Genomic DNA, 15,805 nt, shown 5'->3' on the forward strand with positions numbered 1-15,805 from the left:
GGCCGTCGAGCACGCCGGCCTCGGCCAGGATGTAGGCGCCCGAGCAGACGCTGGCGACACGGATGCCGCGCTTCGCGGCCGATCGCACGAAGCCCAGCGTCTTCGGACAGGTCGCCGCCTCCCGCACGCCGTCGCCGCCGGCCACGATCAGCGTGGTCATCGCAGCCGATGGTTGGAGGCCGCGCGCCAGCATCTCGACGCCGGACGTGCTGCGGACCGGACCCGGCGTCGCTGCCAGCACCTTGATCGACGGCGTCCGGCCGGCGAAGCGGGCCGCGATCTCGAACGCCGAAATCGGTCCGGCCGCGTCCAGCAACTGGAAGTCCGGAAATATCAGCACGCCGATCATGCTGGGCCTCCTTGTCGGTAAATGAGGCAAACATCATTTCCGGACAATTTTGGCAGGGTCAAGTACCGGATCGGCCAGCGAGAAAGCGCCGGGATACTGTACCCGGGCGGCAACAATCCGCGATATAATCGTTTATTAAGCACTAATTCCGATAATATAACGAATATAATCGGCAATATTACGGTACGCTGCTTCGGGACTTGCCGCTTCACTGGAGACATCCCGTCATGAAGACCTCAACAATCGCCGGCGTTGCGCTGGCTTTGACGGCCCAAATGGCGAGCGCCGCCGACATGCCGCTCAAGTCGACCCCGAGGGCGCCGGCAGCGATCGGATACGACTGGAGCGGTTTCTATCTCGGCGGCTACTGGGGCACTTCGATCGGGCAATCCAGTCTCCGAACGCCATCCGGACCATTCGACGATATCGGACAGACCGATATCGCGAAGGGCGGCTGGACGGCGGGCGGCACCATTGGCGCCAACTGGCAACTCCATCCGAACTGGCTGGTCGGTGTCGAGGGTGACGTCGGCTATCTCGCCAACGACCGCAGCTATCCGCAATGGAACGACCCGCGCGTCACCGCGGGTGTCAAGACCGGCGCCTACGCGACCGCGCGCGGCCGGCTCGGCTATGTCACGGGTCCCTCGCTGCTCTATGCGACCGGCGGCGCGGCCTTTGTGCAGGTGGAGAACATCTTCGGCGGCTGCGGACTGTTCGGCTGCAGCGGGATCGTCACCGCGCCGAACTCCGTGACGACCACGAAAAACGGTTGGACCGCGGGCGGCGGCATCGAGACCAGGCTGAGCAGCAACTGGACCCAGAAAACCGAATATCTTTACATCGACGCCGGCACCACGAACTTCCTCGCCGTTCCCTTCACGACGCCGCACCCGACATCCGTCAGGAACGAATTCCACGTGATCAAGACCGGACTCAACTATCGCTTCGGCGGTCCCGGCGAAGCCCTGCCGTTCTTTGGCGCCGCCATGCTGCCGACCGACCATAACTGGGCGGGCTTCTATGCTGGTGTAAATGCCGGCGGCGGGCTCACCACCTCGCCGGCCCCCGGCACCCCGGTTCAGAATATTGCCTTCGGCGACAACGACCTGCGCGGCAACGGTTTCGCCGGCGGCGCGCAGGCCGGCTACAATTTCATGAACCTGCTTGGACGGCCGAACTGGTTTGCCGGCATCGAAGGCGATTTCGGATATCTCGGCATCAAGGCGTCGCATGTGGACTGGAACGACATCTTTCGCGTGAGCCAGAAGACTGCCTGGTACGGCACCGCGCGGGCCCGGTTCGGCGCCACCACCGGACCTGCCTTGCTCTACATCACGGGCGGCGCGGCGGTCGTACGCGTCGAGAACGGGATCGCAACCCGGCTGACGCCGGCCGAAATCCAGGCGATCCAACCCGGCGCGACGATCTCGAGCGACATCCGCAGCGAGACCCTGACTGGCTGGACCATCGGCGGAGGCACCGAAGTCGCGCTCGACTCCCGTTGGTCGGCGCGGCTCGAATATCTCTACATCGACGCTGGCAAGAGCAAGCGGACGGCCGTGGTCACCATTCCCGCGATCGTCACGGCGCCCTTCGACGCCAACATCTCCAATCGATTCCATGTCGTCCGAGCCGGGCTGAATTACAGCTTCAACGCGCCTGTAACGGCGAAGTACTGAGCGCGCGGCAATGGCAGTAAACGAGGGAAAAATGCCATTTCGGACGAACGGTACGGCTGGCATTCTCGGGTGATTCAAACCACCCCGGAGAATTGTCATGTCCGCGCCGCTTCAGATCGGGATCGTGCTGTTTCCACGCGTGACCCAGCTCGATTTCACCGGACCGCTGCAGGTGTTCTCCAGCGTGCCCGGCGCCAACGTGCATCTGATCTGGAAACGGATCGAGCCGGTCGCCAGCGACTCCGTTCTGACGATCACGCCGACCGTCAGCTTCGCGGATTGCCCGCAGCTCGACGTGATCTGTGTGCCTGGCGGGCTCGGCACCGACGATATGATCAATGACGAGGAGATGCTGGCCTTCCTGCGCCGGCAGGCCAGGGCCGCAAAATACATCACCTCGGTATGCACGGGCTCGCTGGTGCTGGGCGCAGCCGGACTGCTGCAGGGTTATCGCGCGGCGACTCACTGGACTGCGATGGACTTCCTCGCCGCGTTCGGCGCGACGCCGACCAAAACGCGCGTCTGTGTCGACCGCAACCGCGTCACCGGCGGCGGCGTCACCGCGGGGATCGACTTCGCACTGACGCTGGTGTCGCTGCTGGTCGACCGGCGCACCGCGGAGGCGATCCAGCTGCGGCTCGAATACAATCCGGCACCGCCGTTCAACTCCGGCTCGCCCGACACCGCGCCGCCCGAAGTCCTCGCCTTCATGCAAGACAAGATCGCGGCCTCGCAGCTCCGCCGCGCGGAAATGATAGCCAAGGCCGGCGCGCGCTTGCAGTCAAGCGGCCTGACCGCGCCCTAGACTAGCTCTGCGGCCGGGCGTGAACGAACTGACGGGCGCGCTTGAAGCGCATCATCATCCTCGGCGCGACGAACCAGGCCAATGGGGCTGACAGCAGAAAGCTGGCGAGCACCACGGCGGGAATCCAGAAGGAGGCCTGCGCCGCCAGCGCCGGAATGCTCAGCACCGTGACGATGCCGGCGCCAAACACCACCGCACTGATCATCGAAAAAACCAGCGCAGCGACTTGGAAGCGCGCAAGTGTATTGTGTGTCATGGGTGCTTGCCTTTGGGTTATTGGACCGTCAGGAAGACAATGCGCACCCTACGCACTATGTTCCGGTCTTGGGGCAGCTCGCCCTTGGACAAGGTCGCCCGGCTGCCCGGACAGATTGTTCCCAAACCAGTTCCACGTTGAGGGGCGATTCGGTATCCCGGCGTCGGGAGTCTTCCAGCCGCATCTTGTTTGGTAACATCACAGCAGTAGCCTGAGGATACCGATCCGCATTTGACCTGGTCTGAGTGGTCGCCGGTTTCAGATACCGAACATCCTCGCTCGACGGCGAACGCCTGCACGAAGCAGGCAATCGCGTGACAGTTCGAATTTGTGCTTTCTGTTCCCGAGCCAATCTAAATTCCGAAGAGCGGCTGCAACAAACGTGCAAACATGCTCTTGAAGCGCAGCGGAGCATCGGTTACTGCAAGGCAGATACAATCTTCCCCAGCACCGGCAAAGGGCTGATGCTCGGTACTTTCGTCGGTTTCCGCGATGTCGCCGCGATGCAGAACGGTATTGCGATCGCAAAGAGTTCCCGTCAGGATAAGGGTGAGTTCGCGCCCATTGTGACCGTGAGACGGGACCTTCGCGCCGCTTTGGAAACGCAACAGCCGCGCTTGAGAACGCTTGTCGAGCGTGGCGATCGAAATTTGCTGGACGCGGGGTGCCAGCCTTTTCCAGTGCAAATCGGTCAGATCCCCTCCGAGGTAGCTTCTAAGCGGATCTGGAATGATGGCTTTCGATAATGCACCAGACGGCTCCTTTGGCCCGAGAGACGATGCATCGCTTCTGACTTGCGCCAATACGGCCGCCAGCATCGTGGGCGATACCGGCGTTGCTTCGAGAGAATCGAGCAAATGGCCGCCAAGAGCGTCGGCCGAGCTGTTGCGTGCACGACAATGCGGACACAGGGCAAGGTGCGTGGCGACAAGCAGGCTTGACGCTTCATCCAGGGTTCCCGCCGAGTAGCTCAACAGGACGTCATTGCCGACATGAAATTTTATCGTCACCTGTTTGCTCCATCTTGCGCATCCAGGCTGTGGCGTATTTTGGCGAACGCCAATCGTATCCGGGATTTCACGGTCCCTACGGGAATGCTGAGCCGCCGGGAAATTTCGAAGTGCGAAAGGTCTTCATAAAAGGAAAGCACCAGGACGCTCCTTTCGTTCGAAGAAAGCGCATCCATTATCTTCCGAACGTTCTCTTGCCTCTCGGTTTGTTCGACCAACCTATCCGGTGACGGTTGGTCGTCAGGCACCAGGGCCGGGTCAGTTGGATCGAATTGAGGACGACGCGTCTTGCGAAATCGATCGATTGTCAGATTTCTCGCGATCGTGAAAATCCAGGTGGATGGCGACGCCTTCGATGGATCAAACTGTGCCGCGTTGCGCCAGATCGAAACCATCGCCTCTTGCGTTATTTCCTCTGCGCCGGATGGGTCGGCGCCCAACCTCAGACAATACGATTTAATTCGAGGCGCAAAATATCGGAACAGCACTTCGAACGCGGCCTCGTCCCGGTCATTTGCAATCTTTGCAATCGATTCGACGAATTCCGATGCATTTTTGCGCGGGTCACCCTGCAGAATTTCCTTGGCGACCATAATGCCCTCAGGCCTGCTCCGCGCCAGCGTGGCTCCGTTTGGCAGTTCAGCGAACCGGACGGCGAATGCAATATCGAATATCAGTCTCGCGGCCAGGTCTTCACCGAACTTTGCGAGGCTGTTGGCCCAGTTTGCACGCCTTTGCGAGCCCCCTACAACCAAGCTTGCGTCATTAGTTGTCATTGCTTGGTCATGGCCAGGAATTCTTGGCGAGTTGCGGCATTGTCCCGAAAGCAGCCGAGCATGCAGCTTGTCACCATTTCCGCTCCGACCTTGTGAACCCCGCGGCTCGACATACAGTGATGAACAGCCTTGATCACCACGCCAACGCCCTGTGGCTGCAGGACATCCTGAATTGCAGAAGCTATCTGCGAAGTCATCCGCTCCTGGATCTGTAGCCGCCTGGCATAGGCGTCGACGACGCGAGCCAGCTTGGATAGTCCGACGACCCGGCCATCGGGAACGTAAGCGACCCACGCCTGACCGACGATAGGGGCGAGATGGTGCTCGCAATGGCTTTCAAAGGAAATCCCACGAAGGATGACCATTTCCTCGTAGCCGCCGGTTTCGCCAAAGGTCTTGTCCAGGATCGCCAGCGGGTCCTGTTCATAACCGGCAAAATACTCCCGGAAAGCCCGGGCGGCCCTGGACGGTGTTTCGATCAAGCCCGGCCGATCGGGGTTTTCTCCGGCCCAGCGAATAATGGTGCGGAATGCGGCCTCGGCTTCCTCGCGGGAGGGCATGCCATTGGACTGCTCCGAAAAGTCATTGATCTGGATGTTCATACTCACGTTCCTCAAGCATTCTGGGCGAGCATCCGATCGATGGCAAAGATAGAAATGCTACCCGTTTCAGAAAAGGACCCCGGTCGAGGGGGCTTATCGACCGGGGCCTTGTCACCGGGGTGGCGGCGCGCGGCGACGCTGCAATCCCGGCAACAACCGATACGAACCCGCGCGAAAACCGGATCACGGAGATCTGAACAAATTCCCGGCCGCGGAACCCCCGCCCGGTCCGGCCGCCGACCTCTTCCCAATCACCGTTCACGGTATCGGGGAGCGACGGGCGTTAATGACCTTGTGGGAAGCGATTCTCAGATCTAACGGTGGAGTGTTGCGCGGGCCAATATCAGCCAGTTCGAGCACAATTCGGCAGCGATAACCGAGTGCTCGCGCGATGCGGAGATAGTTGGTGAGAGTGACGCTCGAAGTACCGTTCAAGTAACGAGAAACCTGACTCGGGTCCGCCCCAAGCAGAAAGCCAATCGCTTCCAGGCTAATCGGATTGGTTCGACGAATTTTCAGTATCTCGTTGATGATGGCTTCCTCATCGTTGGCAACGTCCAGCGTAAGTCGTTCGTTGGTCGGGCGATCGGCGCCCGGGAAGTCTCGTGTACGGGTTCTCATGTTTGCTCTCATCGTATCCTGAATTGTTTCTACGAATTCGAGCCGGCGCCGGATCACTTGGCGGGCCGTTGCGACCGGCCGATCACGAAAAAGTTCCCGGAAGCAAACCGGCGACTGCGCCGCGCGCGTTGATACGCATCAGGATCGAGGTTGGATCTTTCGCGAGCGCAGATTTTGCACGCCGATGGCTTGCCGCCCGTGCAGTCACCATGCAACGCGCTTTCCGCGGTGATCCATAAGGCCGCGACTGATCCAAACCGGCGTTTGGGTCGTTACAATTGACATGGCAAGCTGTTATGCGGATTCCGTATTGATCATTGAGATCTATGCCGCAGGATTTGGCGCGCAGGAGGCGGGTCTGGCAAATCGTTCTGCCTGGCTGAATGGAGTCGGTAGGTGCAGTCCAACAGACCATTATTGACGGTTTACTTTGACGGAGCCTGCCCGCTTTGCCAGGCTGAGATCAATCACTATCGCAGGCAGGAAGGTGCCGACGCCATCCGCTTCCTCGATGTGTCCCGGTCCGGCGAAGCGCTTACAGCGGATCTGACCCGGCAGCAGGCTTTGAAGCGGTTTCACGTTCGCGGCGATGACGGATCATTGTTGTCTGGTGCGGCGGCATTCGTTGCGCTCTGGGGTACTTTGCCGCGTTGGCGACGGGCTGCACATCTTGCGGCCCTGCCCGGGATGCTCCCGATTCTCGAAGTCGGATACCGAATGTTCCTGCCGGTGCGACCGACCGTGTCAAAGTTTTTCGGGCGTTTGCACGCCTGGCAACACCGGAGAAGGCGGCGCTGACGCAACGGCCGGCTAACATCGACCTCCCTCACAGACCAATGAGGAAATTGCGCTCACGCGGTCTGATCGATGGTGACGGACGCATACCAGGTTCGCGCCAGCACGGAACCGATGAATGGAAGGCGGACGGTCTGCCGGTTTTATCCTTCGGGACTTGAGATATGCTAAGTGAAATAATCGGTGCCGGATCAACCGACCAAAAGGTGAATGTTCGCGAATGACTTACGAAGAAAGAGTGGAACAGGCAATCGCAGCCCACGATATTGAGGCGCTGGTCAAGTTCACTTATGGCTACCCTTGCAAGTGCACAAGAATAAAGGGCGAGCCGATGTGCGTTTGCAAGATGCTGGCTAAGGCAGCCCGCGCAAAAATCGTTCCGCTACCGTTGTTTAGTGGGAAGATTGAACGGGTTTAATTCAGCCGTCATGGTGCGGACTGGCGACGAACCGGTGATTGCCGGCAGGAAGCAGAGAATGCGTGTTGGTCTTGCCGGCACCGCGCAATGACGGCGTTAAATCAGTTCCCCGGCGTCCAGGGCTGGTAATCGCCGGTCGCCTTGGGGCGGCGCCCGCTGGCCAGCGTCGAGCCCGAGGGCCGGTAGGCCGCGGGCGTTCCCGTCATGTTGGGAACATGCGGCTTCTCCCATTCGCGGGGGGTGTAGCTCTCTTCGCTCGGCGCGACGTCGACGGTGTGATGCAGCCAGCCGTGCCAGGACGGCGGCACCCGGGTGGCCTCGGCGTAGCCGTTGTAGACCACCCAGCGCCGCTGGAAGCCGAGTGTGGGATCGATCGTGCCGCCTTTGGTACGGTAATACAGGTTGCCCTGCTCGTCCTTGCCGACCAGTTCGCCGAATCGCCAGGTCCACAATTGCGTGCCGAAGGTCTGGCCGTTCCACCAGGTGAACAGCTTCAGAAAAAACAGTTTCATGGGCGGGGCCGGTTCGAGAACACTGCCGGCTCTGATGCCATCGGCGGGCCGGATTGTCCAGTTCAAGTCGCGCGCGCCAGGGGTGGCGACAGGGATCGCGCGCCTTACACCTTTTGGTGACGCAAGGTCGCGGAATCGCTGCAATTTGTTCATTCCATGTACAGTTCCGCTGCGACAGTCTTGGGTCACGCACAATTGGTGCGGGACTTGGGAACGTCCGCTCTGTCAGAGGGTTCTAGCCGCAGTCCCGTATATGGAGTCGATAATGAAGAGCCTGAAAGTTTTGAGTGCAGCTGCTGCGATCGCGCTGCTGTTGCCCCTCGCAACCCCCACCGCGAGCTACGCCCAGCTGGGCAGTAAGGCCGGTGGTGCCGCTGCCGTTGGCGGTGGTGGCGGCGGAGGCGGTGGTTTCCGCGGTGGCGGTGGCGGCGGCGGTGCGGCCATGGGCGGCGGCGGTTTCCGAAGCGGCGGGGCTGCCATCGGTGGCGGCGGCCGCGGTTTTGCCGGCAGCCCGGGCGTCGGCACGAAATTCGGCAGCGGTCCGCGTTTCAGTGGCGGTGGACCCCGGCCCGGCTTTCATGGTCCTCGCCATTACCCGCGCCGCGGCTACGGCTATGGCGGATTCGGCACCGGCCTCGTGATCGGCGGCGCGCTGGGCTCGAGCTACGGCTACTACGGCAACCCCTATGGCTACGGCTATTACGATGACGGCTATTATTACGACGAAGAGCCCGTCGTCGCGGTTGCCCCCGGCGGCGACGCCGTCGAGTACTGCAAGCGGCGCTTCAAATCCTATGACGTGCGAAGCGGCACCTATCTCGGCTATGACGGCTTGCGCCACGCCTGCCCGTAAAGACGTCTGAAACCGAATGACATCGAGGACGGCGCACTGCGGTGCGCCGTCCTTTTTCGTTCAGGAGCGCAGCGCCATGGTAACGCCGCCGAGCGTCACCACCAGGGCGGTGATTTCGCGCCAGCCGAGCGGCTCGTGCAGCATCGCGCCGGCCGACAGCACGCCGATCACGGGCACCAGCAGCGTGCCGATCGAGGCGGTGGCCGCCGGCAATCGCTCCAGCGCGGCGAACCAGCAGACGTAACACAGACAAAACTGGATCAGCGTCATGTAGGCCATCGACGCCCAGCCGATCCATGACAGCGCCGAAAGCTGCGGCTGTTCGACCGCGAGGCCGATGATCGCGATCGGCAGGCAGCCGAGCCCGATCTGCCAGGCCGCCAGCGACAGCGGCGGCATCGCCAGCGGAAAATGCTTGGTCAGCACGGTGCCGAGCGCCACGCAGATCGCGCCCGCCAGCACGCACAGGAAGCCCGGCAGCTTTTCCAGGCTGGCCTCGAGGCCGTGGCCGCCGATCAACACCGCGATGCCGGCCAGCGCCACCGCCAGCGAGATCGCGCGCAGCGGCGACAGCCGCTCGCCCAAAATCGGCCAGGCCAGCAGCGCCACCCAGACCGGAATCGAAATCCCGAGCACCGCGGCCTCGCTGGCATTGAGCCAGAGCAGCGCCAGCCCCATGAAGGCGATCCAGCCGCCGATCGTCAGCAGCGACACCAGCAAGAGCCGCGACCACATCGGCCGCGGCACCGCGAGACTCTGCCGCCGCGCCACCGCAAACAGCGCCAGCGCCGCGGCGCCGACCAGGCCGCACAGTCCGCGCGACGACAGCGGCGGCCACTCGCTCAGGAGGTTCTTCATGATCGGAAAGTTGAGCCCCCAGCCAACCGAGGTGACGGCGAGGAACGTCAGGCCGAGCGGCGATATGGCTTTCGCCGCGCGTTTGTCGGCCAGACCGCTCATGAGCGCGTCGCCAGCACGACGCCGGCCAGCGTGAACACCAGCGCGGCGATCTGGCCGAGGCCGAGCGGCTCGCCCAGCGCCACCGCCGACGCCGCGACCCCGATCACCGGCACCGCCATGGTGCCGATCGCCGCCACCGAGGCCGGCAGCCGCGCCAGCGCGGCGAACCAGGCCACATAGGCCACGCAGAACTGGATCACGGTCGAATAGAACAGCAGGATCCAGCCGAGATTCGACAGCGCCGCGATGTCGGTGCTCTCGACCGCGAGGCCGATGATGGCGACGGGCAGACAGCCGATCCCGATCTGCCAGGCGGCCGCCGACAGCGGCGGCAGGTTGAGCGGCAGCCGCTTCGACATCACGGTGCCGACCGCAAAGCCGAGCGCGCCGCCGAGCGCCATGATGATTCCCGGCAGCTTTTCCATGCTGGCCGCAAGCCCGTTGCCGCCCATGATGGAGGCCAGGCCCGCAAACGCCATCACCAGCGAGATCACCCGTAACAGGTTGGGCCGCTCGCCGAGCACCGGCCAGGCCAGCATCGAGGCCCAAATCGGCATGGTGTAGGCGATCAGCGCGGCCTCGCTGGCCGGCAGCCACAGCAGTGCCAGCCCCATCAGCGCCATCCACATCGCGACATTGAGCATCGCCGCCAGCACCAGCCGCGGCCACAGCGGACGCGGCACATGCAGGCTCTGGCCCGAGAACAGCGCCAGCGCCGCCAGCAGCCCCGCCCCGATCACGCCGGTGGTGCCGCGCATGGTCAGCGGCGGCAGCTCGTTCAGCAGGTACTTCGTCACGGGCCAGTTGAAGCCCCAGCCCACCGAGGTGATGGCGAGGAACATCAGGCCGGCCGGCGTGATCGCCGCACGCGCGGGCGTCGGGTGGGATTTGGTCATGGAGGGACTACTGGGGGAAAAACAACCGGTCGATTCGGCGGCACCTTGCCGCTTATCCCGGCACGGCGCCATGCGCCGCCGGGCATGCCTGCCCCAACTTCCGTAGCCGTACGTGAGTCTCGGCGGAGCAACCCCCAACCGCCCCGGAAGGCGCAAAATATAGTTGCCCTGTGAACAGCGGGACGAACTCCCGATCCGCTGCTCCGGAACAAATATTTTCGCTTGGGAATCTCTGAGGACTCACTGATACTTGGCTCCATCAGCGCGGCCCGGCGGCCCCTGTTCTTCTCCCTTTTCCACCATATTTAGTGTTTGATTCAGGAACTCGTACTAATCCTTGACGGGCAGAGCGGAGTCGGCCTAGTTTTGGATCGTTCGGTGCCGGGTGGTTTTTGGTCCCGCCGGACAATCCTGACAGGGTTCCAGATCGACATTCCGATGGCCGGTTGAGGCACGGGTGACGGGCTTTCGTGCCCTGAATTCCGGGGCTTTCGGAACGACAAAAACGGGCCAACAATGGCCCCGGTTCGAGTGTTGGGGCGTTGAAACGTGGAGTTCGATGTGCGCATCGGGCTCGCGTCAAAGAGAACAGGGCCGGATCCACCGGCTGAGCTGCGGACGTTTGGACACGGGACATCCCGTGGGCCCAGGGGTTCGCTCGAAACAACACCCGGCCGCGGTGCAACGCGAACCGGACACAGACAAGAAGACGGGGCACGACCATGCGAATCGAACGACGCAACACCACCCAGGGCCAATCACCCTACACCGGCATCGATTTCAGATTGACGACATCCGAGATCCGCAATCCCGACGGCTCGGTGGTGTTCCGCCTCGAAAACGTCGAGGTGCCGGAGTTCTGGTCGCAGGTCGCCTCCGACGTGCTGGCGCAGAAATATTTCCGCAAGGCCGGCGTCGCCGCCCGGCTGAAGAAGGTCGAGGAAGAGACCGTGCCGTCCTGGCTGTGGCGCTCGGTGCCCGACACCGAGGCGCTGGCCACCCTCCCCGAAGCCGAGCGCTATGTCAGCGAACTCTCCGCCAAGCAGGTGTTCGACCGGCTGTCCGGCTGCTGGACCTATTGGGGCTGGAAGGGCGGCTACTTCACCTCGGAGGAAGACGCCCGCACCTTCAACGACGAGCTGCGCTACATGCTGGCCAAGCAGATGGTCGCGCCGAACTCGCCGCAGTGGTTCAACACCGGCCTGCACTGGGCCTATGGCGTCGACGGCCCCGGCCAGGGCCATTATTACGTCGATCCCTTCACCGGCAAGCTGACCAAATCGAAATCGTCCTACGAGCATCCGCAGCCGCATGCCTGCTTCATCCAGGGCGTAAATGACGACCTCGTCAACGAGGGCGGCATCATGGACCTGTGGGTGCGCGAGGCGCGCCTGTTCAAATACGGCTCCGGCACCGGCTCCAACTTCTCCCGGCTGCGGGGCGAAGGCGAGCGCCTGTCCGGCGGCGGCCGCTCGAGCGGCCTGATGAGCTTCCTCAAGATCGGCGACCGCGCCGCCGGCGCCATCAAGTCCGGCGGCACCACGCGGCGCGCCGCCAAGATGGTGGTGGTCGACGCCGATCATCCCGATATCGAGACCTATATCGACTGGAAGGTGAAGGAGGAGCAGAAGGTCGCCGCCCTCGTCACCGGCTCGAAACTGAACCAGCGGCATCTGAAGGCCGTGCTGAAGGCCTGCGTCAATTGCGAAGGCTCCGGCGACGATTGCTTCGATCCCGAGAAAAACCCGGCGCTGCGCCGCGAAATCAAGCTGGCGCGCCGCGCCATGGTCGCCGACGCCATGATCAAGCGCGTCATCCAGTTCGCCCGGCAGGGCTACAAGGAGATCGACTTTCCGATCTACGACACCGACTGGGATTCCGAGGCCTATCTCACCGTCTCCGGCCAGAACTCCAACAACTCGGTCTCGCTCAAGGACGATTTCCTGCGCGCGGTGGAAACCGACGGCGACTGGAACCTGATCGGCCGCACCAACAAGAAGATCACCAAGACGCTGAAGGCGCGCGACCTCTGGGAAAAGATCGGCCACGCCGCCTGGGCATCGGCCGATCCCGGCCTGCACTTCAACACCACCATGAACGACTGGCACACCTGCAAGGCCTCGGGCGACATCCGCGCCTCCAATCCGTGCTCGGAATACATGTTCCTGGACGACACCGCCTGCAACCTGGCGTCGGCCAACCTCATCACCTTCTACAACACCACGACGAAGCAGTTCGACGTCGACTCCTATGAGCACCTCTGCCGGCTCTGGACCGTGGTGCTCGAAATCTCGGTGATGATGGCCCAGTTTCCGTCCAAGGCGATCGCGGAACTGTCCTACGAATTCCGCACCCTCGGCCTCGGCTTTGCCAATATCGGCGGCCTCTTGATGACCATGGGTCTGTCCTACGACTCCAAGGAAGGCCGCGCGCTGTGCGGCGCCCTCACCGCCATCATGACCGGCACCAGCTATGCGACGTCGGCCGAAATGGCGAAAGAGCTCGGCCCGTTCCCCGGCTACAAGAAGAACGCCGCGCACATGCTGCGGGTGATCCGCAACCACCGCCGCGCCGCCCATGGCGAATCGCGCGGCTATGAAGGCCTCGCGGTGTCGCCGGTGCCGCTGGATTACGCCAGCGTGCCGCAGACCGAAATCATCGAGCGCGCCAAGCTCGCCTGGGACCAGGCGCTCGAACTCGGCGAACTCCACGGCTACCGCAACGCGCAGACCACCGTGGTGGCGCCGACCGGCACCATCGGCCTCGTGATGGATTGCGACACCACCGGCATCGAGCCCGATTTCGCGCTGGTGAAATTCAAGAAGCTCGCCGGCGGCGGCTACTGGAAGATCATCAACCGCGCCGTGCCCGAGGCGCTGCGCGCGCTCGGCTACCGCGAATCTGACATCGCCGAGATCGAGGCCTATGCGGTCGGCCACGGCTCGCTCTCCAACGCCCCCGCCATCAACGTTTCCACCTTGAAGGCCAAAGGCTTCACCGACGAAGCTCTGGCGAAGGTGGAAGCCGCCCTCCCCACCGCCTTCGACATCAAGTTCGCCTTCAACAAGTGGACCTTCGGTGAGGACTTTTTGCGGGACACCTTGAAGATTGCGCCGGAAGCCATTGCCGCGCCTGGCTTTGACCTGCTCGCCGCCGTCGGCTTCTCCAAGCGCGAGATCGAGGCCGCCAACGTCCACATCTGCGGCGCCATGACGGTGGAAGGCGCCCCGCATCTGAAGGCCGAGCACTACAGCGTGTTCGACTGCGCCAACCCCTGCGGCAAGATCGGCAAGCGCTATCTCTCGGTGGAAAGCCACATCCGCATGATGGCGGCGTCGCAGCCGTTCATCTCGGGCGCGATCAGCAAGACCATCAACATGCCGAACGACGCCACCGTGGAGGATTGCAAGTCCGCCTATCTCCTCTCCTGGAAGCTGGCGCTCAAGGCCAACGCGCTCTACCGCGACGGCTCGAAGCTGTCGCAGCCGCTGAACTCGCAGCTGATCAGCGACGACGACGAGGAAGAGGATGCGGTCGAGGCGTTCTACGACAAGCCGATGGCCGCGCGCACCGCGCAGCTCTCGGAAAAGGTCGTGGAGCGGCTGGTCGAGCGCATCGTGGTGATGCGCGAACGCGAGAAGATGCCGGACCGCCGCAAGGGCTATACCCAGAAGGCCGTGGTCGGCGGGCATAAAGTCTATCTCCGCACCGGCGAATATGACGACGGCCGGATCGGCGAGATCTTCATCGACATGCACAAGGAAGGCGCGGCGCTCCGCTCCATCATCAACAACTTCGCCATCGCGATCTCGCTCGGCCTGCAATACGGCGTGCCGCTGGAGGAATATGTCGATGCCTTCACCTTCACCCGGTTCGAGCCGAACGGCCCGGTGCAGGGCAACGACAGCATCAAGTTCGCGACCTCGATCCTCGACTACGTGTTTCGCGAACTCGCCGTCAGCTACATGGGCCGCTTCGACCTCGCCCATGTCGACCCCTCCGAGACCAATTTCGACGCCATGGGCCGCGGCGTCGACGAAGGCAAGGCGCCGGAGCAGCCCAGCAACAAGTACCTGTCGAAGGGCCTGACCCGCTCGCGCACCGACAACCTCGTCGTCATGCGCGGCTCTACACCCTCCCCCCTCGCTGGGGAGGGTGGCGCACGCAGTGCGCCGGGTGGGACGCCCAACGTCACCTCGCTCTCCGGCCACGGCCCCACCGCCCGCGTCACCGACGCGCTCGAAGGCGCCGTCGCCCTGAAGCAGGAAGTCCAGCACGATCTGTCGCCGACGGAAAAGCTGGAAGCCCTGCAATGGAGCAAGGCCGGCGCCGCCGCCCAGGCCGCCCCGTCGAAAGCCGAACGCCGCATGGAAGCGAAGGCAAAAGGCTACGAAGGCGAGATGTGCGGCGAATGCGGGAATTTCACGCTGGTGCGGAATGGCACGTGCATGAAGTGCGATACGTGTGGGAGCACGACGGGGTGTTCGTGATATCGGACCGTCATGGCCGGGCTTGACCCGGTGCGGCGACGACCATAACGCGCCCCCTAATAAAAGGCCCCCTACCCTGATTGGGTGCCTTTTCCCGGCCTTCTAAGCGCCGGCAGTGACAACAAAGGATCGCGGCGAGCCATCGGCTTCGCCGCGAAATCGCCAACCGAACGAAACATGAATCGATAGCTCTATGCCCGAACCGCTTACGCTCACCACCCTGCTCATCGCCGGCGCGAACCTGGTCGGTACCGAGATCGTCAAAGAAGTCACCAAGGACGCCTACCGCAAGCTAAAGGACAAGGTCGGCCAGGTGTTCGGATCACGGGCCTCGACCGCAGTGGCAAAACTCGAGAGCCCCGCCACCCATGAGGAAGGCCGGAAGGAACTTGCGCGTTGCGTCGACGACGACCTGCGGCCCGACGAGGCGACCGAGCTCGCTCCGTTTGTCGAGGCACTCGTCCGAGCGATGCAGGCCGACGACGCCGCCAAAACCGCCGTGCACTCCCGAGTCGGCTTGGACATCGAAGCCGGCGGCAATGCTTTCATTAGCGATATCCGGGGCGCCCGCGAGGTCGTGGCGAAGGTCAAGGCTGGCCAAGACGTCACCATCGAAGGCCTGCATCTGGACACCGGAAGAGATCCGGGAAAATAGCCGGCGCGCTCGTCGGTCCGAACAGCGCGCCGGTCTCCAATACGGATCAGACTGCTGCCGGTCTTCGCATCGACGCGAGGGCCGGTGTAAATGCAACGGTCACCGTCAACCAATATCAAGGCGCC

15 protein-coding genes are annotated in these 15,805 nt (G+C 63.0%); 6 read left to right on the forward strand and 9 right to left on the reverse strand.

Translation table 11 applies throughout. The annotated features are described in order from the left end of the window. A partial coding sequence (locus tag Q8R73_RS04600) for a DJ-1/PfpI family protein (protein ID WP_305718354.1) occupies window positions 1-349 on the reverse strand: 349 nt, incomplete at its 3' end. A 227-nt stretch (window positions 350-576) separates the two neighbouring features. Here Q8R73_RS04600 and Q8R73_RS04605 point away from each other — a divergent pair. Together Q8R73_RS04605 and Q8R73_RS04610 are read left to right on the forward strand one after the other, a co-directional pair. Continuing rightward, entirely contained in the window at window positions 577-2,031 is a 1,455-nt protein-coding gene (locus Q8R73_RS04605) for an outer membrane protein (RefSeq protein WP_305718355.1), read from the forward strand. A 97-nt stretch (window positions 2,032-2,128) separates the two neighbouring features. Beyond that, a complete protein-coding gene (locus Q8R73_RS04610) occupies window positions 2,129-2,836 on the forward strand; it encodes a DJ-1/PfpI family protein (protein ID WP_305718356.1) in 708 nt (235 codons plus the stop codon). A 1-nt stretch (window position 2,837) separates the two neighbouring features. On the opposite strand, the gene Q8R73_RS04615 is transcribed toward Q8R73_RS04610, so the two are convergent. The 5 genes from Q8R73_RS04615 to Q8R73_RS04635 form a co-directional block, all read right to left on the reverse strand. Continuing rightward, on the reverse strand, window positions 2,838-3,092 hold the full coding sequence (locus tag Q8R73_RS04615) for a hypothetical protein (RefSeq protein ID WP_305718357.1): 255 nt from the start codon (window positions 3,090-3,092) through the stop codon (window positions 2,838-2,840). A gap of 353 nt (window positions 3,093-3,445) precedes the next feature. Continuing rightward, window positions 3,446-4,102, reverse strand: coding sequence for a ChrR family anti-sigma-E factor (locus Q8R73_RS04620; RefSeq protein WP_305718358.1), 657 nt, complete (start codon window positions 4,100-4,102; stop codon window positions 3,446-3,448). Continuing rightward, complete coding sequence (locus Q8R73_RS04625; RefSeq protein ID WP_371126034.1) at window positions 4,099-4,878, reverse strand: sigma-70 family RNA polymerase sigma factor; 780 nt, start codon at window positions 4,876-4,878, stop codon at window positions 4,099-4,101. Before Q8R73_RS04625 ends, Q8R73_RS04620 begins: the two co-directional genes overlap by 4 nt. Continuing rightward, window positions 4,875-5,480, reverse strand: a complete 606-nt coding sequence (gene folE, locus Q8R73_RS04630; RefSeq protein WP_305718359.1) for a GTP cyclohydrolase I FolE — start codon at window positions 5,478-5,480, stop codon at window positions 4,875-4,877. The genes Q8R73_RS04625 and folE overlap by 4 nt, the downstream gene beginning before the upstream one ends. A gap of 258 nt (window positions 5,481-5,738) precedes the next feature. Continuing rightward, a complete protein-coding gene (locus Q8R73_RS04635) occupies window positions 5,739-6,101 on the reverse strand; it encodes a helix-turn-helix transcriptional regulator (protein ID WP_305718360.1) in 363 nt (120 codons plus the stop codon). 396 nt (window positions 6,102-6,497) lie between these two features. Between Q8R73_RS04635 and Q8R73_RS04640 the strand changes: the two genes are divergently transcribed. Further along, entirely contained in the window at window positions 6,498-6,899 is a 402-nt protein-coding gene (locus Q8R73_RS04640) for a thiol-disulfide oxidoreductase DCC family protein (RefSeq protein WP_305718361.1), read from the forward strand. A 516-nt stretch (window positions 6,900-7,415) separates the two neighbouring features. Here Q8R73_RS04640 and Q8R73_RS04645 read toward each other — a convergent pair. Beyond that, entirely contained in the window at window positions 7,416-7,826 is a 411-nt protein-coding gene (locus tag Q8R73_RS04645) for an NADH:ubiquinone oxidoreductase subunit NDUFA12 (protein ID WP_305718362.1), read from the reverse strand. Window positions 7,827-8,091: 265 nt separating this feature from the next. Between Q8R73_RS04645 and Q8R73_RS04650 the strand changes: the two genes are divergently transcribed. Continuing rightward, complete coding sequence (locus tag Q8R73_RS04650) at window positions 8,092-8,679, forward strand: BA14K family protein (protein WP_305718363.1); 588 nt, start codon at window positions 8,092-8,094, stop codon at window positions 8,677-8,679. A 60-nt stretch (window positions 8,680-8,739) separates the two neighbouring features. On the opposite strand, the gene Q8R73_RS04655 is transcribed toward Q8R73_RS04650, so the two are convergent. Then, on the reverse strand, window positions 8,740-9,639 hold the full coding sequence (locus Q8R73_RS04655; protein WP_305718364.1) for a DMT family transporter: 900 nt from the start codon (window positions 9,637-9,639) through the stop codon (window positions 8,740-8,742). Continuing rightward, window positions 9,636-10,535 (reverse strand): DMT family transporter, encoded by a 900-nt coding sequence (locus Q8R73_RS04660; protein ID WP_305718365.1) that lies wholly within the window; start codon window positions 10,533-10,535, stop codon window positions 9,636-9,638. The genes Q8R73_RS04655 and Q8R73_RS04660 overlap by 4 nt, the downstream gene beginning before the upstream one ends. Window positions 10,536-11,257: 722 nt before the next feature. Here Q8R73_RS04660 and Q8R73_RS04665 point away from each other — a divergent pair. Both Q8R73_RS04665 and Q8R73_RS04670 read left to right on the forward strand, forming a co-directional pair. Continuing rightward, the gene (locus Q8R73_RS04665; RefSeq protein ID WP_305718366.1) at window positions 11,258-15,025 is read left to right on the forward strand and encodes a vitamin B12-dependent ribonucleotide reductase; all 3,768 of its coding nucleotides are present in this window, start codon (window positions 11,258-11,260) and stop codon (window positions 15,023-15,025) included. 193 nt (window positions 15,026-15,218) lie between these two features. Further along, window positions 15,219-15,680 (forward strand): hypothetical protein, encoded by a 462-nt coding sequence (locus Q8R73_RS04670; RefSeq protein ID WP_305718367.1) that lies wholly within the window; start codon window positions 15,219-15,221, stop codon window positions 15,678-15,680. Window positions 15,681-15,805 lie beyond the last annotated feature (125 nt).

It is taken from the genome of Bradyrhizobium sp., from assembly GCF_030697065.1.
Lineage (GTDB): Bacteria > Pseudomonadota > Alphaproteobacteria > Rhizobiales > Xanthobacteraceae > Bradyrhizobium.

Coding starts and splice junctions, on each gene's coding strand:
- folE (WP_305718359.1), bottom strand. CDS start 5,480: ATGAACATCCAGATCAATGACTTTTCGGAGCAGTCCAATGGCATGCCC.
- Q8R73_RS04655 (WP_305718364.1), bottom strand. CDS start 9,639: ATGAGCGGTCTGGCCGACAAACGCGCGGCGAAAGCCATATCGCCGCTC.
- Q8R73_RS04625 (WP_371126034.1), bottom strand. CDS start 4,878: ATGACAACTAATGACGCAAGCTTGGTTGTAGGGGGCTCGCAAAGGCGT.
- Q8R73_RS04635 (WP_305718360.1), bottom strand. CDS start 6,101: ATGAGAACCCGTACACGAGACTTCCCGGGCGCCGATCGCCCGACCAAC.
- Q8R73_RS04660 (WP_305718365.1), bottom strand. CDS start 10,535: ATGACCAAATCCCACCCGACGCCCGCGCGTGCGGCGATCACGCCGGCC.
- Q8R73_RS04670 (WP_305718367.1), top strand. CDS start 15,219: ATGCCCGAACCGCTTACGCTCACCACCCTGCTCATCGCCGGCGCGAAC.
- Q8R73_RS04665 (WP_305718366.1), top strand. CDS start 11,258: ATGCGAATCGAACGACGCAACACCACCCAGGGCCAATCACCCTACACC.
- Q8R73_RS04610 (WP_305718356.1), top strand. CDS start 2,129: ATGTCCGCGCCGCTTCAGATCGGGATCGTGCTGTTTCCACGCGTGACC.
- Q8R73_RS04645 (WP_305718362.1), bottom strand. CDS start 7,826: ATGAAACTGTTTTTTCTGAAGCTGTTCACCTGGTGGAACGGCCAGACC.
- Q8R73_RS04615 (WP_305718357.1), bottom strand. CDS start 3,092: ATGACACACAATACACTTGCGCGCTTCCAAGTCGCTGCGCTGGTTTTT.
- Q8R73_RS04650 (WP_305718363.1), top strand. CDS start 8,092: ATGAAGAGCCTGAAAGTTTTGAGTGCAGCTGCTGCGATCGCGCTGCTG.
- Q8R73_RS04605 (WP_305718355.1), top strand. CDS start 577: ATGAAGACCTCAACAATCGCCGGCGTTGCGCTGGCTTTGACGGCCCAA.